This window comes from Nonomuraea dietziae, from assembly GCF_014195505.1.
Classification (GTDB): Bacteria; Actinomycetota; Actinomycetes; order Streptosporangiales; family Streptosporangiaceae; genus Nonomuraea; species Nonomuraea roseola.
This window is the reverse complement of sequence record NZ_JACIBV010000001.1, coordinates 7262327-7280165: the sequence shown is the minus strand read 5'-3', so window position 1 is coordinate 7280165 and position 17839 is coordinate 7262327. Positions and strand designations below refer to the sequence as shown.

The window sequence follows — 17839 nt, the reverse complement described above, 5'->3', positions numbered from 1 at the left end:
ATTACATAGGTACGTCCCACTGGAAGGATTCCACTAGGTGAAGAAGCTCCAGCTGGTCCCCCGTCCGCGGCTGCCCCGCCGTCCCCTCCCCCTCGACCTGCGCACTCCCTCCGGCAGGCCCCTCCCTTTCTGAGTCCCCATGACCTTTGAGCCCCCCATGACCGATCACCGCATGCGCGTGTCCGACGCCGACCGCGAACGGGCCGCGCAACAGCTCCAGAAGGCCTTCGCCGAAGGCCGTATCACCCCGGTGGAACTGGACGAACGCCTTGAGCTCGTCTTCGGGTCCAAGACCTACGGCGACCTCACCGAGCTGCTGTCCGACCTGCCCGGCGCCGGCGCCATCGTCCCCGTCGTCGTGCCCGCTCACCCGGCCGAGGAGGTGGTGCTGGAGTCGAAGACGGGTGACGTGAGCCGCTCGGGCGACTGGCTGGTGCCCCAACGGCTCAGAATCGTCTCCAAGTACGGCAACGCCGCCCTCGACCTCTCGCAGGCGAGCGTCGCCCATCCCGTCGTGGACCTCGACTTCGACCTGAAGTACGGCTCCGCGAAGGTCGTCCTGCCGGAGGGCGCGACCGCCAACGTGGACGGCTACCAGGCGGGATGGGGCGGCGAGGTCAAGGTGTCCGTCCCCGCCCGCCCTCGGCCTGGTCTGCTGCACGTGCGCGTCACCGGACACATCAAGTACGGCGAGCTGAGGATCCGCTACCCGAGGCGCTCGGTGGCCCAGTGGTGGAGCAGCGAGACGTGATGCCCGCTCGGCACCGGCTCAGCCGGGCGGGTTGATCTTGGTGACGTCGATCTCGTCGATCCTGCCCACGAAGAACCTGTTGACGAACCAGAGCACGACGCCGATGCCGACCAGGACCGCCGCCCGCAGGTAGACGTCGCCCGACCTGCCCGTGACGGGCAGCGCCAAGAACAGGCAGACCACCGCGCCCAGCGCGGGCATCCAGGTCGGCGCGACGAAGTGCGCGTGCTCGACGCGGTCCTTGCGCAGCAGCAGCACGCAGACGTTGACCAGCGCGAACACCAGCAGCAGCAGGAGCACGGTCGTGTCGGCCAGCGGCCCGACGTCGCCGGTGGCGACCAGCACCGCGGCGATGCCCACCGTGAAGACGATCGCCACCCAGGGCGTGGCCCTGGTGGGATGGACCGCGCCGAAGAAGGACGGGATGATGCGCTGGCGCGCCATGCCGTAGACCAGCCTTGAGGCCATCAGCATGTTGATCAGCGCCGTGTTGCCGACGGCGAGCAAGGCGATCAGGGCGAACAGCTTGGGAGGGAAGGCGAACCCCGCCACCTTGACCACCTCGAGCAGCGGTCCCGTCGAGGCGACGAGGGTCCTGGTGTCGACCAGCATGGTGGCGGTGAAGGCGACCGCCATGTAGATCAGCGCCGCCGCCACGAGACCGCCGAACAGCGCGCGGGGGTAGTCCTTCTGCGGATCTCTCGCCTCCTCGGCGAGGTTGACCGAGTCCTCGAAGCCGAGCAGCGCGTAGAAGGCGAGCGCGGTGCCGCCCAGCACGCCGAGGAACGCCCCGTGGGCCGGATGGAACTCCAGCGCCCTCCCGGGATCGCCGTCACCGGCGAGCAGCGCGTAGACCCCGATCGCGATGATCACCAGCAGGCCGAACGCCTCGATGATCGTCAGGACGACGTTGACCTTCACCGACTCGGAGATGCCGGCGAAGTTCACCAGCGTGACCAGGCCGAGGAAGAGGAACGCGCCCACGATCACCGGCAGCGTGACGAACTCGGCCAGGTACCTGCCGCCGAACGCCCTCGCGGCGGCGCTGGCTGACGTGATGCCGCTCATCATGACCGAGAAGGCCACGATGAAGGTCACGAACGGGATGCGGAAGGCCTTGTTGGCGTAGAGGGCGGCGCCCGCCGCCTGGGGATACTTGCCGACCAGCTCCGCGTAGGCGGTGGCGGTGAGGGCGGCCAGCACGAACGCGACGAGGAACGGCAGCCACAGGGCCCCGCCGACGTGGCCCGCCACCTTGCCGACCAGCGCGTAGATCCCCGCGCCGAGGATGTCCCCCACCACGAAGAGCAGCAGCACCTTGCGGCCGATGACCCGCTTCAAGCCGGGCTGATGTCCCTGACCCACAGTCATACCCGGCCCCTACCCGACGTGGGGGCGATGATGTAAGCGGGATGTAAGTGAACATCAAGTAGGGCTCCATAATGTCCCTTCTGCTAGACATCCAACGAAGGGCACCAGAATGCGTTTCCTCAAGCGGGCCATCACGATCTCCGCGGCCACGCTGACCCTCACCGGCCTCACCGCCTGCGGCGCGGTCGGCAACGCCGCCAACTGCGTCGAGGCCAACAACGAGGCCACCAAGATCATGACCGAGTACTCCAAGGGCATGACCAACATCGGCACCAACCCCGATGAGATGCAGAAGGCCATGGCGAAGTCCGCCCAGGAGGCCTCCGACAAGCTCAAGACGCTCGCCGGCAAGTACGACGGCGAGCTCGCCGAGGCCCTCAACGAGGCGGCGGGTCTGTTCGAGTCGCTCAAGAGCGACGCCACGAGCGCGGACGCCATGACGAAGGTGCAGAGCTTCTCGACCAAGATCCAGAGCGCCTGCTCCTGATTGACTTCCCGGTCGCCGCACCGCCTGCGGGGGGCAGCGCGGCGCGGCGACCGTGGGCAGGATGTCCTGCCGATGTCTACTCTTGTCGCCCGTGCGCCCGATGACCCGTCTCTGGATCTACCTGCTCTCCCTGGCCGCCGCGTTCGCCTACGCCCTGCTCGGCCTGGTCAAGCTGGTCACCTTCCGCGCCACCACGTTCGACCTGGTCATCGTGGATCAGGCGGTTCGGGGTTATGCCCGCTTCGGCCCGCCGTACATTCCCTCCGTCGGCGTCTTCCACGGCCGCGGCATGGACTACCCGCAGCTGGCCGACCACTTCTCGCCGATCTACGCGCTGCTCGCGCCGCTCTACTGGATCCATGACGGCCCCGCGACGCTGATCGTCGCCCAGGCCGTCCTGTTCGCGGCCGCCATCCCCTTCCTGTGGAAGTTCACCCACCGCGTCCTCGGTACGGCCCCCGCCTACCTCGTGGCCGTCGCCTACGCGCTGTCGTGGCCGATCGCCCAGGCGGCCGCGTTCGACGTGCACGAGGTGATGTTCGTCCCGCTGCTCACCGCCGTCATGATCGAGCGGTATCACGCGGGCCGTCCCCTGCCCGCGCTCTTCGCCCTGCTCGCTCTCCTGCTCGTCAAGGAGGACATGGGCCTGATGGCGATCGGGGCGGGACTGTGCGTGGCGTTGCTCGGCGACAGGCTGCAGGGCCTGCTGTGCGTCGCCCTCGGCCTGGCCTGGACGGTCCTGACCCGCGGCTTCCTCATCCCGATGGCGGGCGGCGACGCGGGGGACTTCTGGGCCTACGGGCACCTCGGTCCCGACGCGACGAGCGCCCTGCTCCACATGCTCGGCGACCCGCTCGGCACGCTGTTCCTGCCGTTCAGCGAGGAGGCCAAGGTGGACACGCTCTTCCTGCTGGTCTGGCCCACGCTGCTGCTGTGCCTGCTCTCCCCCGTCTCGCTCATCGCGCTGCCGCACGTGCTGGAGCGCATGCTGTCCGACCGCTCGTCGTGGTGGCAGTCCGACTTCCAGTACAGCGCCTTCACCGTCGTCATCCTCTTCTGCGCGGGCGTGGACGGCCTGGCCCGCCTCCTGCGCTGGGCCAAACGGCCCGACTCCCCCTCGGTGAAGACGGCGTGGGCGGTCGCCGTGTGCGCCGTCGCCCTCACCCTGCTCCCCCGCTTCGCCCTGGACCAGCTCACCCATCCGGGCTTCTACCGCGCCGACCCCGAACGCACGAGGGCGGCCGCCGCGGCCGTCTCGAAGATCCCCTCGGGAGCGGTCGTGGAGGTCACCAACTCCCTGGGCCCCGCGCTCACCTCCCGCGCCACCGTCCTGTTGCTGGACGGCACGCCGCGCCAGGCGCCATGGGTCGTGGCCGACGTGGCCAGGTGGGAGTATCCCTTCGGCTCGCCGGCCGCCCAGGCCGAGCGTGTCGCGCTGCTGCTGGGCTCCGGCTACGTCCGGGTCTTCGAGCGCAACGGCTACGTCGTCCTGCGCCGCACGGACCCGGCCTCGCCCGACCCCCTGTGATGGATCCCTCGCCTCAGCGCGCGGCCGTCCACCGGCGTGCGGCCAGGTCACGCGCCTCGGCGTAACAGCGGTCGAAGCCTTCGAGCACCAGCGGCCACGATCCCGCGGCCGGCGGGGTGGCGCGGTTGTGCGCGGTGACGGCCCCGCGCAGCGACGCGTCGGTCGCCAGGCGGACGACCGCCGCGACCAGGTCGTCGAAGGAGCGGCCGAGCAGGCCCTCCTCGCCGTGCTTGACGAAGTCGGCGACGCCGCTCTGGCTGCGGGCGACGACGGGCAGGCCCGCGGCCCTGGCCTCGAGGGCGGCGATGCCGAAGGACTCGCGGGGCGCGGGGGCGATGAAGACGTCACCCGAGGAGAGGACCTTCGCGATCTCCTCGCGGGTGCGGCGGCCGGGAAGCGAGACCCACGAGGTCATGCCGTTGGCGGTGAGGAAGCGCTCCATCGAGCCGCGCGCCGGGCCGTCCCCGATGATCGTGGCGCGCAGCGGCACGGAGGAGGGGACGCGCGAGCGCACCGCGTGGAGCAGGCGCAGCAGCCTGACGGGCTGCTTGCGCGGGGCCAGCCGGCCGACGGCGACGAGGTGCACCTCGTCACCCGGTGACGAGGCCGACATGGCGGGCGGCTCGTTAGGAGAGGGGCACCAGCCCGAGATGTCGAGCCCGTTGGAGACGACGTGCACAGGGGTGCCCCGCCCCGCGACGGCGCGGATGGGGACGGCGGCCGCGGTGCTGACGGCCGTGGCGACCAGGCCCCACCTGTGCCACTCGAAGCCCAGGCGCAGAGCGGTGTAGAGCGCCCTGGTGACCGGATCCCACATGCTGTGCACGGTCACCACCACGGGCAGCCCGGCCCGTACGGCCGCGCGCACCCCCATCCACGCGAACGGCGAGACCGCTCCCGCGTGGACGTGCACGACGTCGGGCCTGCTCGAGGTCATGAGCCTGGTGAGTTTTCCCACACCCCGGGGGTGGACGGGCAGGTCGAAAGGCATCCTGGCGACCATCCTGTGGACCTGGGGCAACTCCTCGCCCCCTGTCGCCGTGGCCACCTCGACGGTGTGGCCGGCCTCCCGCTGCATCCTGACGAGGTCGGCGACCTGCACCTCGATGCCCCCGAGCCGCGGAAGGTAACAGTCGCTGACGTGAAGGATCCGCACCCGTCCCAGACTACTCACGGCCCGCCTGCGTGATCTGCGGTCCGAGTCCCGTGCTCGCCGTTAGTAATCTGACCCTGTGCCACGTACCGCTGTGTTCTTCCACGCCCACCCAGACGACGAGGCCCTGCTGACGGCGGGCACGATGGCGATGCTCGCGGCCGAGGGCCACAGGGTGGTGCTGGTCGTGGCCACCGCGGGCGAGCGCGGCCTGGCCGAGATGGAGAAGGGCGAGGCGCTCGGCGAAGCCAGGATGAGAGAGCTGTACAAGTCGGCGGCGGCGCTCGGCTGCGCGCGCGTGGTGTGCCTCGACTACGGCGACTCCGGGCTGAGCCCTTCGGGAGGGGTGGCCGAGGAGCGGCCCGACAACGCCTTCATCGACGCCGACTCGGAGGAGGCGGCCAAGGCGCTGGCCGCCGTGCTCGACGAGGAGCGGGCCGACCTGCTGACGATCTACGACCCCGCGGGCGGCTACGGCCACCCCGACCACGTGCAGGTGCACAGGGTGGGCAGGCGGGCCGCGCAGATCGCGGGCACCCCGATCGTGCTGGAGGCGACGGTCAACAGGGACCCGCTGATCAGGGCGTTGCGGATCGCGGGCAGGTTCTACAGGTTCCCGCCCGAGTTCGACCTCAGGACGTTCGAGAGCGCCTACACCGCGGGCGACCAGATCACCCACAGGGTGAACGTCAGGAAGTACGCATGGCAGAAGCGCGCCAGCATGTCCGCCCATGTCTCCCAGGCCAGCGGCGGCGAGGGCGACAGGACGCTGGCCGTCCTGCTGAAGATCCCCGGCCCGCTCTACCGCCTGGTCTTCGGCACCGAGTGGTACGTCCGGCGCGACCTGCCGCCGGGCACCCGCCTGCGACATCCCTTCGACGAGGCGCCGTGATGACGAACGCTTTCCTCCCTCAGAACGAGGCGCCACACGCTCCGGCCGGGGCAGGCTGGTGGCGATGAAGAACAAATGGCTCCAGATCACCCTGTCGGTCCTCTCGCTCGCGCTGGCGGTGACGCTGGTCGTCTACCTGCCGCAGATCGTCCAGGCCCTCACCGGCAAGAAGGTCTCGTGGGCGGAGATCGGCGCGGAGTTCTCGGCCATGAGCCCGGGGATGATCGCGCTGATGACCGCGGTGTGGCTGGCCAGCCTGCTCGCCTACACCTTCGTGCTGACCAACTCGCTGCCTGGCCTGAACAACCTGCAGGGACTCACGCTCAACGCGGCGGGCAGCGCGGTCAGCAACCTGCTGCCCTTCGGCGGCGCTGCGGGGGTGGCGCTGACGTTCGCGATGGCCAGGAGCTGGGGCTTCGCCAACCGTCCCATCGTGGTGATGACGCTGGTCAGCGGTGTGTGGAACACGCTGTTCAGGTTCGTCCTGCCCGCCGTGGGCATCATCGCGCTGCTGATGGCGGGCCAGGTGCCCAACCGCACCGTGGCGAGCGCGGGCTGGGCGGGCGCGCTGTCGATCCTGGCGCTGGTCGCCGTCGTCGCGGCCGCCCTCTACTGGGACCGCGCCGCCGCGCTGCTCGGCCGCGGCCTCGACGCGCTGGCCAGGCTGGTCCGGCTGAAGTTCTCCGTCTCGGAGGCGCTGGACAGGCTCCGCAAGGACACCGCCGAGATCGTCAGAGCCAGGTGGGCGGGGCTGTCGGCGGGGATGATCGGCTTCCTCGGACTGCAGTGGCTGATCATGTACTGCTGCATGCAGGCCACCGGCGCCTATCCGGGCCTGGCGCAGTCGATCGCCGTCTTCGCCCTGTCGAGGGTGCTCACCGCGGTCGTGGTCACGCCGAGCGGGGCAGGGCTGATGGAGGGCGGCGTGGTGCTGCTGCTGACGAGCGCGTTCGGCGTCGACACCGCCGCCGCCACGGCCACGGCCCTGCTGTTCGGCTTCTGGACCTACACTGTGGAGATCCCTTTCGGGGGCCTGGCTCTCGGCGGGTGGGCGCTGCTGAGCAAGAACCGTAGGACCCGACGTAAGAGCTTGGAAACCCAGCCGTGACCATCGCGAACCCAACAAAGACCTTGTGCGTGATTCGGAAGCACGCATAGCGTGGCGGCTGACATGGTGGCGTTCCGGGTTCTGGGGCCAGTCGAGGCGTACGAAAGCGACAGCGACGACGAACTCGACCTCGGCGGGTTGCGGCAGCGGGCCGTCCTCGCCCGGCTTCTCGTTGCCCGAGGGCAGGTCGTTCCCGTCGACACCCTGCTCTACGACCTGTGGGACGACGACGCGGCCAAGGGCGCGCAGTCGGGTCTGCAGGTCTACATCTCCCGTCTGCGCAGGGTCCTCGAGCCCGGCAGGCCCCGCGGCGGCCCCAACAGACTGCTGGTGACCGTCGCCTCCGGCTACGCGCTGCGCGTGGCGCCCGACCAGGTCGACGCGCTCCGCTTCGAGCAGTTGGTGCGGGCGGCAGGCGAACATCTCGAAGGCGACGACCCGCAGTCGGCGCGCGCCAGGCTGGGCAAGGCGCTCGGTCTGTGGCGCGGCACGCCGTACTCCGACTTCGCCGACCAGCCGTGGGCCGAGGCGGAGGTCAACAGGCTCACCGAGCTGCGGCTGGTGGCGCGCGAGCGCCACGCCGACACCGGCCTGCGCCTGGGGATGCCCGCCGAGACCGTCCCCGACCTCGAGGCGCTGACCACCGAGCACCCGCTGCGCGAGGAGGGCTGGCGGCTGCTCGCCCTCGGCCTCTACCGGTGCGGACGGCAGGGCGACGCGCTCGCCGCACTGCGCAGGGCCAGAGGCATCCTGGCCGACGAGCTCGGCATCGACCCCGGCCCCGCGCTGCGCAAGCTGGAGTCCGACATCCTGGCCCAGTCGCCTGAACTCGAACTGGCCGCCGCGCCGCGCCAGTCCAGGCCGCAGCAGACCGTCGCCGACACCTGGCCGCCGAGGGCGACCACCCCGGTCGAGCCTCCGCCACTCGAGCCCGAGCCCTTCGTCGGCCGCGACGCCGAGCTGGCCAGGCTCACCACGGCCGCCGCCAGGACCGCACGGTTCGAGGTGGCGATCGTCACCGGCGACGCCGGCGCCGGCAAGACCACGCTGCTTCGCCAGCTGGAGAGCAGGCTGACAGGCGACGGCTGGATCGCCTCCTCGGGCGCCTGTCCCGACTCCAGCGCCACCCCGCCGGGCTGGGCGTGGGTGGAGATCCTGCGCACGCTGGTGGGCGTCACAGGAGCGGGTGAGTACGGCCAGCTGCTCGCCCCGCTGCTCGACGACGCCGATCCCGACCCCGACGACGACGAGGTCTCCGGCGGCTTCCGCCTGCACAGGGCGGTCGGCGGCTACATCGCGGGGGTGGCACGCAGGTCCCCCGTGCTCCTCACGCTCGAAGACCTCCACTGGGCCGACGACCAGACCCTCGCCCTGCTGAGGGCGCTGCCGAGCCTGCTGGCCACCAGCAGGGTGCTGCTGGTGGTGACCTGCCGCGACAGCGAGCTCGACGACAAGCAGTCCGACGTGCTCGCCGCGCTGGCCAGGCTCGGCCCCGTGCGGGTGGGCCTGTCGGGCCTCGACCCGAAGGCGGTCGCCGAGCTGGTGCGGGCCACCTGCATGCGCGAGGTGGACGAGGACGCGGTCGAGTCGATCGTGGAGCGCACCAGGGGCAACCCGTTCTTCGTCCGCGAGACCGTGCGGCTGCTCGACGCCGAGGCGGTCGGCGGCGACCGCGCCACCGCGGCCGAGGTGGCCTCGCAGGTGCCGTCGGGGGTGCGCGACGTGCTGCGCAGGCGCATCTCCCGCCTGCCCGAGCGGGCCCAGCAGATCCTCCTGCAGGCCGCCGTGATCGGCCGTGACGTCGACGTCGACGTGCTGGTCGAGGTGGCGGGCAGCATCGAGCGCAGGAGCTCGAGGTGGGAGGGCGAGGCGGGCGACCCGCGTCACGGACGCGTCGACAGCACCGACGAGGTGGTCGACGCCGTCGAGGCGGCGCTGCTGGCGGGGCTGGTGACCGAGCCGGGGCCCGGCATGCTCCGCTTCGACCACGACCTCGTGCGCGACACGATCTACTCCGACGCCTCCAGGCTGCGCCGTACGAGGCTGCACGCGGCGGTGGCGGCGGTCATCGAGCAGCGGCGGCCCGCCGAGGTGGCCGCGCTCGCGCACCACTTCTTCGCCGCCGACGCCGCGGAGAAGGCCGTCCACTACGCGGGGCTCGCCGCCGAGCAGGCCGAGCGCAGGTTCGCCCACCGCGAGGCGGCGGCGCTGTGGGCGCAGGCCCTGGCCGCCTTCGACCGCACGGGCGGCGACAGCGCCGAGCGGCTCAAGCTGATGCTGGCCCAGATCAAGGCGCTGGCGCTGTGCGGCGACATGACGGCGGCCAGGTTGAAGCGGCGCGAGGCGATGGATTTGGCGCTCCCGCTGAACAACCCGGTGCTGACCGCGAGGGTGGCGGCGGCGCTGGCCGTACCGCACAAGGGCATCGCCCGTGACTTCACCCACACCGCGTGGGAGATCGTCGACGTGGCCGAGCGGGCGCTGATCGAGCTGCCCGAGGGCGAGCAGACGCTGCGCGCGAGCCTGCTCACCACACTGGCGCTCGAGCTCGAGGGCTCCTCCTCGCCCGAGCGCGGACGGCAGGCCTCGCTGGAGGCGCTGGAGCTGGCCAGGCAGAGCGGCGACCCCACGCTGCTGGCGGTGGCGCTGAGCGGCAGGCTGCGCCAGTCCTACGACATCCCCGCCGTCGACACCCGCGAGAGCATCGGACGCGAGCTGCTGGAGGTGGCCCAGCGCTCGGGGCAGATGGCGGTGCAGGCGCTGGCCCACCTGGTGCTGCTGGAGTGCGCGGCGGCGCGCGGCGAGTTCGCCGTCTCCGACGAGCACGCGAGGGCGGCCGAACGGCTGGCCAAGCAGTACGACCTGTCGGCCCCCGCCGCGGTCTGCGCCTGGTACGACGGGCAGCGGCTGATGATCGCCGGCGACTACGCGGGAGCCGAGCGCACCTACCGCGACGCGGCCAGGATGACCGCGAGGGCCGGCATGCTGGAGGGCCGCCAGGACCTGCCGCTCATCACGACGTTCTGCCTGCACCTGGTCGACGGCAGGGCGGCGCAGATGGTCGACGTGCTGGCCGAGGCGCACCAGCGCGGCGCGAAGTGGACCCTCGACGCCTACGCCCTGGCGCTGGCCTCCGCGGGGCATCTCAAGGACGCCAAGGCGGTGGCCGCCACCAGGCCGCCGGTGCGGCCCGACTTCCTCTACGAGCTGGCGATGACGTGGCGGGCGCTGGCGGGCATGCTGCTCGACGACCGCGAGCGGATGGTCGACTGCTACGACAAGCTCAAGCCCTTCACCGACCGCATCGCGGGCGCGGGCACCGGCGTGGTCGCGCTGTGGCCGGTGGCGCTGACCCTCGGCGACCTGGCGATCAGGCTCGACCAGCCCGCGGCCGCCCGCGACCACTACCACAAGGCGCTCGAAGTGGCGCGGCGGGTGGGGGTGCAGCGCTGGGTCGAGGCGGCGCAGCGGGCGGTCAGCAACTCACCAGGAGTCGATCAGACTTGATCGGCTTCTTGGCGCCGCCGACGGTCAGCTCGATGCGGTACCACCCGGGGTTGTCGCGCACGCTCAGCTCCCACTTGACGTTCCTGCGCGCTCCCATGAAGCCGGCGTACTCGGTCTGGTAGGTCTTCCACGACCTGCTGACCGAGCTCCACCTGACCAGGCGCCAGCTGTAGAGCAGGGTGCTGCTCGCCTCCGGGTTGAGCACGACGGTACGGGCCATGAACGTCTGCTCGCAGGTGCCCCTGCCCGGCAGCGCGCTCACGGCGATCGCGCCGGCCTCGGGCTCGGTCTGCTCGGTGAGCGGGACGGCGGCCGCCGACAGGGCGACGGTCTGCGTGGCAGCCTGCTCCTCGGCCGCCTGCTCCTCAGCCGCGGCCGAGGGGGCGGAGTTGGCGGTGCTGTAAGCCGAGACGCCCACATAGGCGGTGGTGAAGGCGAGGGCCCCCACCAGCAGCTTGGCGGCCGTGGCCGAACCGGTTCCGATGACCGCTGCGCTTCTCGTCATGATCTGTACCCCTCTTCGTTCACCCCATTTGTAGAAGGAAGGGGTTGAGGTCCACTTGATGCCTACTTGCAGTTCAGGGCGATATCGCCGAGATGTCCGCCCCACTACCCGGATCGCCCTCCCGCACACACCACCTGCCGAGCTCGGCGGTAGCGTGGGGCACGGTGGCGCGACAGAGGCCCATCAAATAAGGTAAGGCTGGCCTAATGTTTTGGTTGGGGGGTGATGTCCGTTATGCGGCATCTTGCGATCGTCATCCCCGACCCGACGCGCGCCTCTCTGTTCGGCCTGCCGTACTGGCTGATCGTGGCGGTCGGAGCGGTCGCCCTCTTCGGCGCCTTCCAGGCCTACTACTGGATCGGCCACAAGCTCGGCGACACCCTCTACGAGTCGAGGTTCGGCAGGAAGCTCCCGCGCGAGCGCATCCGCTCCGTCGAACGGGTCGTGGAGAAGTGGGGCGCGCTGGCCGTCTACGCCTGCTTCTGGGTGCCCGTCCTGCGGCACACGCTGCCGTGGGTGGCGGGGGCGCTGCGCATCTCCTACCCCTGGTACGTCGTGGCCAGCGCGCTCGGCTGCCTGACCTGGGTGCCGGTGACCTCGTTCGCGCTCTACTCGGTGCTCTGGGGCTGGCTCCAGCTGGCCGCGCACTCGCCGCTCGCCGCCGCCGTCGCCGCGGTGATCCTGATCAGCGGCGTCGCCGCCTTCGTGGTGTGGCGCAGGCGCAGGAAGAGCGAGAAGGCCCTCGTCACCTGACGAGGGCCCGGCCGATCGGCTTCCCGGCTCAGACGGCCGCGAGCGTGTCGTCCTCCACCGCCGCCCCCGGCGCGTTCTTGCGCACCGAGTCGATCCCGTTCACACACGCCGCCTTGGTGGTGTAACCCTCGCTGATCGCGATGGTCTGACCGTTGCTCGCGACCAGCTTGAAGCGGAACTCTCCGCGCCTGTCCTTGGTGATGACGAACTTGCCTGCCATGGCGATCTCCCCCGATATGACGGTCGTAGTGATCATTTACCCGGCCCAAGAGGACGTTTTCCCCGCCATAGGGTCAAGTTCCGCATATCAACGGTTGATCACCTGTCACGATGTCTGGCATGCGTATAGGGGGTATTCGGCTACTTACCGGCATCGCGGCGTTCGCCCTCGTCGTGGGGTTCTCGCCGTCGGTCCAGGCCGAAAGGGATACGACACCGGACGTCGGCGCGCGCTCGGCGTACGTCGTCGACTCGAAGGGAACGGTCCACTTCGGCAAGAGGGAGACCCGCAGGGTCCCGGTGGCCAGCCTGGTCAAGGTCATGACCGCCTACGTGGTCCTGCGCGACGGCGACCTCGGCGACGTCGTCACCGTCACCAAGGCCGATGTGCGGCACGCCGCCGACAACGGCGCCACCAGCGCGGCGCTGCGCGCGGGCGAGCAGGTCACCACCCGTGACCTGCTCTACGGGCTGATGCTTCCCTCGGGCGCCGACGCGGCCAACGCGCTGGCCCGCACGTACGGCCCCGGCAAGAGCGCCTTCGTCGCCAAGATGAACGCCGCCGCGCGCTCGCTCGGCCTGCGCGACACCCTCTACACCAACGCCGACGGCCTGCCCTCGCCCCGCAACGGCGGCTACTCGACCGCCGCCGACCAGGCCAGGCTCGTGGGGATCGCCCTCAAGGACGAGACGTTCGGCACCGTGGTCTCCAAGCGGACGTACCGGGTGGCCAAGAGCGCGGTCCACCGAGCCCACACCTGGACCAACACCAACAAGCTGCTCGGCAAGGCGGACGGCGTGCTCGGGGTGAAGACCGGGTTCACCACCAAGGCGGGCTTCTGCCTGGCGTTCGCGGCGGAGAGGAACGGACGTCGGGTCGTCGGCGTCCTGCTCGGCGACCAGGACGCCCGCCGCTTCACCACCGCGACCCGACTGCTCGACTTCGCCGAGGAGCAGATCGCCACGACCACACCGTGAGACCTACGACCCGACGTCGATTCACTTCGCCTCTCCGTTGCCCCATGAATATGTTTCACGCTTGACCGTTTTTCGATATACCGACATTCCGAATGGCGCAGCCACCCCAAATGTCCCTGCCCGCACACGCGCTTGAGGCAATACTCTGGAAATGGCTCACGTGCGTGACACCGGAGCCCTGGAGACCCGGCCGGAGGGAGTGGTCAAGTCGGCTCTGGGTAAGCGGTCGCCCTCATGGCAGGGAAGCAAGGGCTGGGGCGGCAGGAGCAGTTCGTCCCGCGCCAGGGGGCGGGGACGGCTGCGATCAGCGTTCATTGTCGATTTCGCGGCATGGCCCTTCAGATTCTTGTGGATTCCACGAGGACGGTCTTCACGGCGTGCGCGACTCGCCCGGGGCATCGTCTTTCTCTACGTCACCAATGTGGTGTGGAAGATGTGGGAGATCTACCAGAGCAACCCACAGGGATTCATACCGTACTTTCGCGGCGAGAAAGACCTCCTGCCACTTCTTTATCTTCCGCCGCCTCTGGTCATGAAGACGAACCTGGCTCCGTGGATTGACCAGTCGCTTCTGGCCTTCATGCTCCTGATCCTGTTCTGGGCGCTCGGTCCGCACGGCCCCCTCAAGGTGATCGTCTATCTTCTGGTCGTCTTCGGCATCGCGGTGGCGGCGCCCGTCAGTCGCGTGTTCGTCTTCGCCGCCATGGATTCGACCGCGGCCTGGTGGGTTCGGACAGCGTGGCCGTGGCTCGCCGACGCGGCCGTGAGTCCCTGGACCACAGCCGTTCTCGGACTCCTCCTGGCAGCCGGCTGCCTCATGGCCTTTCTCTTCACCTGTTACGCGTGCGCCCGCGTCGCCGGCGAACTGGTCTCGGGCGAGATGGGCCTGCCGGACGTGGCGCGATGCTTCGCTCTCGCCCTGACGGGGGCCTGCGCTCTCGGCATCATCGTCGAGCTGGCAGCGTGGTCCGTTCACCTCATGGGGAACACCTACGCCTTCCCCGGGTGGCAGCCCTTCCTCTGGGCCGTCTTCGTGGCCGGGTTGGCCGCCACCACCGCGGTCGCTGCGGACGTGACGTCGGGAAGCGCATCCGAAGAGCCCGAGCCCCCACAGGCATGACGAACGAGCCCGGCCCTCAAGCCAGGGGCGGTGAGCCGATCAGGCAGGCGGGAGGTGGCGGCGGAAGAAGGCGATCTGGTCGTCGAGCACGCGCTCGCGCAGCTCAGGATCGTTGTAGAAGGTGAAGTGGGTGCCCGGATAGACCTTCAGCTCGCCGCGTGGCGCCCGCTCGGCCAGGCTGGTGGTCGTCTCCGCCGGCGTCTCCGTGTCGTCGGCGGCGATGCAGACGAGCAGCGGCATGCGGAGCCTGGCGGCGGCGTCGCCGGGCCGGTAGCGCGCCATGGTCAGGAGGGAGCGGGGCGCGACGCTGTTGCGCCAGAGCCCTCCGGCGCCGCTGAGCGTCTTGATGTGCTGCTCCGCCTCGGCAGTGGCGGTGACGGCGAGCTGACCCGGTGCGCCGACCATGGGGATGTAGTGGGGTGGCAGGCCGAGCCTGCCGAGGAGGGCGTCCCAGAGGATCACGGCCTGCAGCTTGCGCGTCGAGGAGGCGGACCGCTCGCGCACCTTCGCGAATCCGTTGAAGGGAATCTGCGCCACCACGGCGGTGACGCCCGGATCGTCGGCCGCCACGGAGATGACGTGTCCTCCGCCGAGCGAGTTGCCCCACAGCATGATGCGGTCCGCGTCGATCTCCTGGGCGGAGCGGGCGAAGCCGATGGCGCCGCGCAGGTCGTCCTGCTGGCCGCCGACGTCGACGAACTGGCGCGGCTGCCCACCGCTCTCGCCGAAGTTGCGGTAGTCGAACACCAGCGCCGCCAGACCCGCGGCGGCGAAGCGCTCGGCATGGGGGTACAGCCGGTCCATGGTGCCGCTGAACCCGTGGCACAGCACCACACAGGGGACCTTCTCCACGAGGTTCTCCGGCAGATGGAGGTAGCCCACGCACCGGGTGCCGCCGGACTCGAACGAGATCTTGCGCCGCTCCGTCATGGTCGCCACTCCTTCGAACGAATACTGACCGTCGGTCAGTAACCTAGCATTGGAGCTGACTCACGGTAAAACCCTCAGGAGTGTCATGCGCGACGAGGAAGCGACTCCTCAGCGGATATTGGCGGCGGCGGGAGCGCTGTTCGCCACCCGCGGCTACCGGGCCACGTCGATGAACGCCATCGCCGAGCAGGTGGGCATCACGAAGGCGGCGCTCTACTACCACTTCTCCGCCAAGGACGACCTCCTGCACAGGCTCACCGAGCCGCTGCTCGAGGAGTTGGAGGGCGCGCTGGAGCAGGCGGAGGCGCACGACGACCCCGAGCGGGTGCGCTGGTCGGCGATCGAGGGGTACGTGGACGTCTGCCTGCGCCACAGGGAGGCGCTCCTCCTGCTGGTGCGCGACATGACGCTGCTGGTGCAGGCGCCGGTGGGCGAACGGTTCAAGGCCGTCATCGCCTTGGCCAACGACCTGGTCTGCGGCCCTGACCGGCGGCTCGAGCAGCGGGTCCGCGCGGCCCAGACCGTCGCCTCGCTGGGCGATCCCGTCGTCCTCTTCCCCGACGCGCCGGTGGCCGTGCTCCGCGAGCTCATCCTCGGCGGCGCCCACGCCCTGCTCGACGACCGCGGCGGGGGCTGGCCGAGCGGCGGCGGCGGCCTCGAGGAGGCCGCCGGCCGTACGGGATCGCCGGCAGGGGGGAGGCGGGGCAGGAGCCGGGGCAGGGAGGGCGGGCGACCGCCCGCGCTGAGCGACGAGCAGTCGGTCACGGTCAGGCGGCTGTACGGCGAGGGCCACGCGGTCGACGAGATCGCGGAGCGGTTCGGCGTCTCCAGGGCCACCGTCTATCGCGTTCTCAAAAACTAGTTTTGAGATATAGGTTTCGAAACAGGATCCGCAGCGCCGCGCATGAGCCCGTGGCAGGCGATCGCGGCGGCGGCCACCACGTTGAGGGAGTCCACGCCCGCCTCCATCGCGGTGGGGCTCATTTGGATGCACACCTGCTCGTCGGCCTCCCGCAGCCAGCGCGAGGACAGGCCGTCCCCTTCGGACCCGAGCAGCAGCGCCACCCGGTCACTCATCTCGACGGTGTCCAGCGGGATGACGCTCTGATCGGGAGTCAGCGCCAGCGTCTGGAAGCCCGCCGCCCTGATCTCCTCCAGCCCGTCGTACCAGTTGTCCATGCGGGCATAGGGGATCGCGAAGATCGCACCCATCGACACCTTGACCGACCGCCTGTAGAGAGGGTCGGCGCAACGCGGCGACAGGATGATCCCGTCGACTCCGAGAGCGGCGGCGCACCGGAAGATCGCGCCGACGTTTCCGTGGTCGACCAGATCTTCCAGGACCACGATGCGAGAACCGCCCTCCAGGACCTTCGCCACCGGGGGCACCGGCAGGCGTTCCATCGAGGCCAGCGCTCCCCTGTGCACCTGGAAGCCCGCGACGCCCTGCATGACCTCCTCCGAGACCACGTACACGGGCGCGTCGCCCAGCACGTCGGCCAGCGAGGCCAGCCAGCGCTCGGTCGTGAGCACCGCGCGCACCGGATACCCGGCGCCGACGGCCCTTCTGATCACCTTCTCGCCCTCGGCGACGAACAGGCCCCGCTCGCTCTCCAGGCTCTTGCGCAGTTCCACGTCGCGCAGCCCGGTGAAGTCGGCGAGGCGGGGGTCATCGGCGTCGGTCACGTACTCAGGCACGCTCGAATCCTGCCACGAGCCGCCTGAACTGCCAGATCCCGGCGTAGACCACCAGCACCGCGACCAGCCCGACGACGGTGCCCGCCCCGACCCTGGTGATCATCCCGGCGGCGCCCGGCACCGGCGGGTCGAGCACCGGCCAGAGCGCCGCGCCCACCACCGCGCCGACGGCCGCCGTCCACAGCACCGCCCGCCGTACGCCGTCGGCGAGCGGCAGGCCCTCGGGCGCCGGCGCGTCCGCCATCCTCCTCAGCCCGCGCCATGCCCACCAGGCCACGAACGCCAGCCCGAGCACCGACGAGGTGTACTGCAGGACCCTGAAGACCGGGATCACGCCGAGCACCTCGTGATCCAGCCAGCTCCAGCCCCACACGCCGCTGGCGTAGGAGTGGGTGAAGGAGTCCCAGAGCACATGGGTGGCCGCGCCCACGGCCGCGCCCGCCACCACGGGCAGGATCCTGGGGGAAGGGGTCAGCGTGGCGGCCCTTCCCGCCAGGTGCTCGGGGAGCAGCGCGACGAGCGGCAGCCTGAAGACCAGGTGGAAGGCGGCCAGCAGGACGAGCGCCGAGAAGAGATCAATGGTGACCACCCCGATCGGCGAGTGCCAGTGCGCGTAGTCCGGCAGGAACGGCAGGAAGATCGGCAGGTCGGGCACCATCGCCCCGACCGCGAGCGCCCACGGGTCCAGCCAGGTGAGCCTGCGCAGCGGCACGACTGCGGCGACATGGCTGAGCGTGAACGGCATGGACCCTCCCCTTGGTCTTGTTTGGCTGAGCTTTGCACAGAAACAGCCAGATAACTCTCTGTGACTACTAAGATACGGATCGCTGTCGTCAGCC

Annotated in this window: 17 protein-coding genes; 10 read left to right on the top strand and 7 right to left on the bottom strand. The window is 70.3% G+C overall.

Annotation, left to right across the window (positions count from 1 at the left end):
- Positions 1-157: 157 nt before the first annotated feature.
- Positions 158-751, top strand: coding sequence for a DUF1707 SHOCT-like domain-containing protein (locus FHR33_RS34765; protein ID WP_246452280.1), 594 nt, complete (start codon positions 158-160; stop codon positions 749-751).
- A gap of 18 nt (positions 752-769) precedes the next feature.
- Here the strand turns inward: FHR33_RS34765 and FHR33_RS34760 are convergent, their stop codons facing one another.
- Positions 770-2092 (bottom strand): APC family permease, encoded by a 1323-nt coding sequence (locus FHR33_RS34760; RefSeq protein ID WP_246452279.1) that lies wholly within the window; start codon positions 2090-2092, stop codon positions 770-772.
- Positions 2093-2231: 139 nt separating this feature from the next.
- Between FHR33_RS34760 and FHR33_RS34755 the strand changes: the two genes are divergently transcribed.
- Together FHR33_RS34755 and FHR33_RS34750 are read left to right on the top strand one after the other, a co-directional pair.
- Positions 2232-2609: a DUF8711 family protein gene (locus FHR33_RS34755; RefSeq protein ID WP_183656924.1), complete on the top strand. Its 378-nt coding sequence runs from the start codon at positions 2232-2234 to the stop codon at positions 2607-2609.
- 100 nt (positions 2610-2709) lie between these two features.
- Positions 2710-4137, top strand: coding sequence for a DUF2079 domain-containing protein (locus FHR33_RS34750; protein WP_221241375.1), 1428 nt, complete (start codon positions 2710-2712; stop codon positions 4135-4137).
- A 13-nt stretch (positions 4138-4150) separates the two neighbouring features.
- Here FHR33_RS34750 and FHR33_RS34745 read toward each other — a convergent pair whose 3' ends face one another.
- Positions 4151-5293, bottom strand: a complete 1143-nt coding sequence (locus FHR33_RS34745) for a glycosyltransferase family 4 protein (protein WP_183656921.1) — start codon at positions 5291-5293, stop codon at positions 4151-4153.
- 76 nt (positions 5294-5369) lie between these two features.
- Here FHR33_RS34745 and FHR33_RS34740 point away from each other — a divergent pair, with 76 nt between their 5' ends.
- The 3 genes from FHR33_RS34740 (at position 5370) to FHR33_RS34730 (ending at position 10797) form a co-directional block, all read left to right on the top strand.
- Positions 5370-6182, top strand: coding sequence for a PIG-L deacetylase family protein (locus tag FHR33_RS34740; protein WP_312895850.1), 813 nt, complete (start codon positions 5370-5372; stop codon positions 6180-6182).
- Positions 6183-6246: 64 nt separating this feature from the next.
- Positions 6247-7290, top strand: a complete 1044-nt coding sequence (locus FHR33_RS34735) for a lysylphosphatidylglycerol synthase domain-containing protein (protein WP_183656918.1) — start codon at positions 6247-6249, stop codon at positions 7288-7290.
- Positions 7291-7353: 63 nt separating this feature from the next.
- The gene (locus tag FHR33_RS34730; RefSeq protein ID WP_183656915.1) at positions 7354-10797 is read left to right on the top strand and encodes an ATP-binding protein; all 3444 of its coding nucleotides are present in this window, start codon (positions 7354-7356) and stop codon (positions 10795-10797) included.
- On the opposite strand, the gene FHR33_RS34725 is transcribed toward FHR33_RS34730, so the two are convergent.
- Positions 10766-11302, bottom strand: coding sequence for a hypothetical protein (locus FHR33_RS34725; RefSeq protein ID WP_183656912.1), 537 nt, complete (start codon positions 11300-11302; stop codon positions 10766-10768). The genes FHR33_RS34730 and FHR33_RS34725 overlap by 32 nt on opposite strands.
- A 234-nt stretch (positions 11303-11536) precedes the next feature.
- Between FHR33_RS34725 and FHR33_RS34720 the strand changes: the two genes are divergently transcribed.
- On the top strand, positions 11537-12055 hold the full coding sequence (locus tag FHR33_RS34720) for a DedA family protein (protein ID WP_183656910.1): 519 nt from the start codon (positions 11537-11539) through the stop codon (positions 12053-12055).
- 28 nt (positions 12056-12083) lie between these two features.
- On the opposite strand, the gene FHR33_RS34715 is transcribed toward FHR33_RS34720, so the two are convergent.
- Positions 12084-12275: a YegP family protein gene (locus tag FHR33_RS34715; RefSeq protein WP_183656907.1), complete on the bottom strand. Its 192-nt coding sequence runs from the start codon at positions 12273-12275 to the stop codon at positions 12084-12086.
- A 119-nt stretch (positions 12276-12394) separates the two neighbouring features.
- Between FHR33_RS34715 and FHR33_RS34710 the strand changes: the two genes are divergently transcribed.
- Positions 12395-13252, top strand: coding sequence for a D-alanyl-D-alanine carboxypeptidase family protein (locus FHR33_RS34710; protein ID WP_246452278.1), 858 nt, complete (start codon positions 12395-12397; stop codon positions 13250-13252).
- Positions 13253-13685: 433 nt separating this feature from the next.
- Entirely contained in the window at positions 13686-14372 is a 687-nt protein-coding gene (locus tag FHR33_RS34705; RefSeq protein WP_183656901.1) for a hypothetical protein, read from the top strand.
- 39 nt (positions 14373-14411) lie between these two features.
- On the opposite strand, the gene FHR33_RS34700 is transcribed toward FHR33_RS34705, so the two are convergent.
- A complete protein-coding gene (locus FHR33_RS34700) occupies positions 14412-15302 on the bottom strand; it encodes an alpha/beta hydrolase (RefSeq protein ID WP_183656898.1) in 891 nt (296 codons plus the stop codon).
- A gap of 85 nt (positions 15303-15387) precedes the next feature.
- On the opposite strand from FHR33_RS34700, the gene FHR33_RS34695 reads away from it, so the two are divergent.
- Complete coding sequence (locus FHR33_RS34695; protein WP_183656895.1) at positions 15388-16164, top strand: TetR family transcriptional regulator; 777 nt, start codon at positions 15388-15390, stop codon at positions 16162-16164.
- Here the strand turns inward: FHR33_RS34695 and FHR33_RS34690 are convergent.
- Together FHR33_RS34690 and FHR33_RS34685 are read right to left on the bottom strand one after the other, a co-directional pair.
- The gene (locus FHR33_RS34690; protein ID WP_312895849.1) at positions 16161-17000 is read right to left on the bottom strand and encodes a TrmH family RNA methyltransferase; all 840 of its coding nucleotides are present in this window, start codon (positions 16998-17000) and stop codon (positions 16161-16163) included. The two genes, FHR33_RS34695 and FHR33_RS34690, sit on opposite strands and share 4 nt — an antisense overlap.
- Complete coding sequence (locus FHR33_RS34685) at positions 16993-17745, bottom strand: DUF4184 family protein (RefSeq protein ID WP_183656893.1); 753 nt, start codon at positions 17743-17745, stop codon at positions 16993-16995. The genes FHR33_RS34690 and FHR33_RS34685 overlap by 8 nt, the downstream gene beginning before the upstream one ends.
- Positions 17746-17839 lie beyond the last annotated feature (94 nt).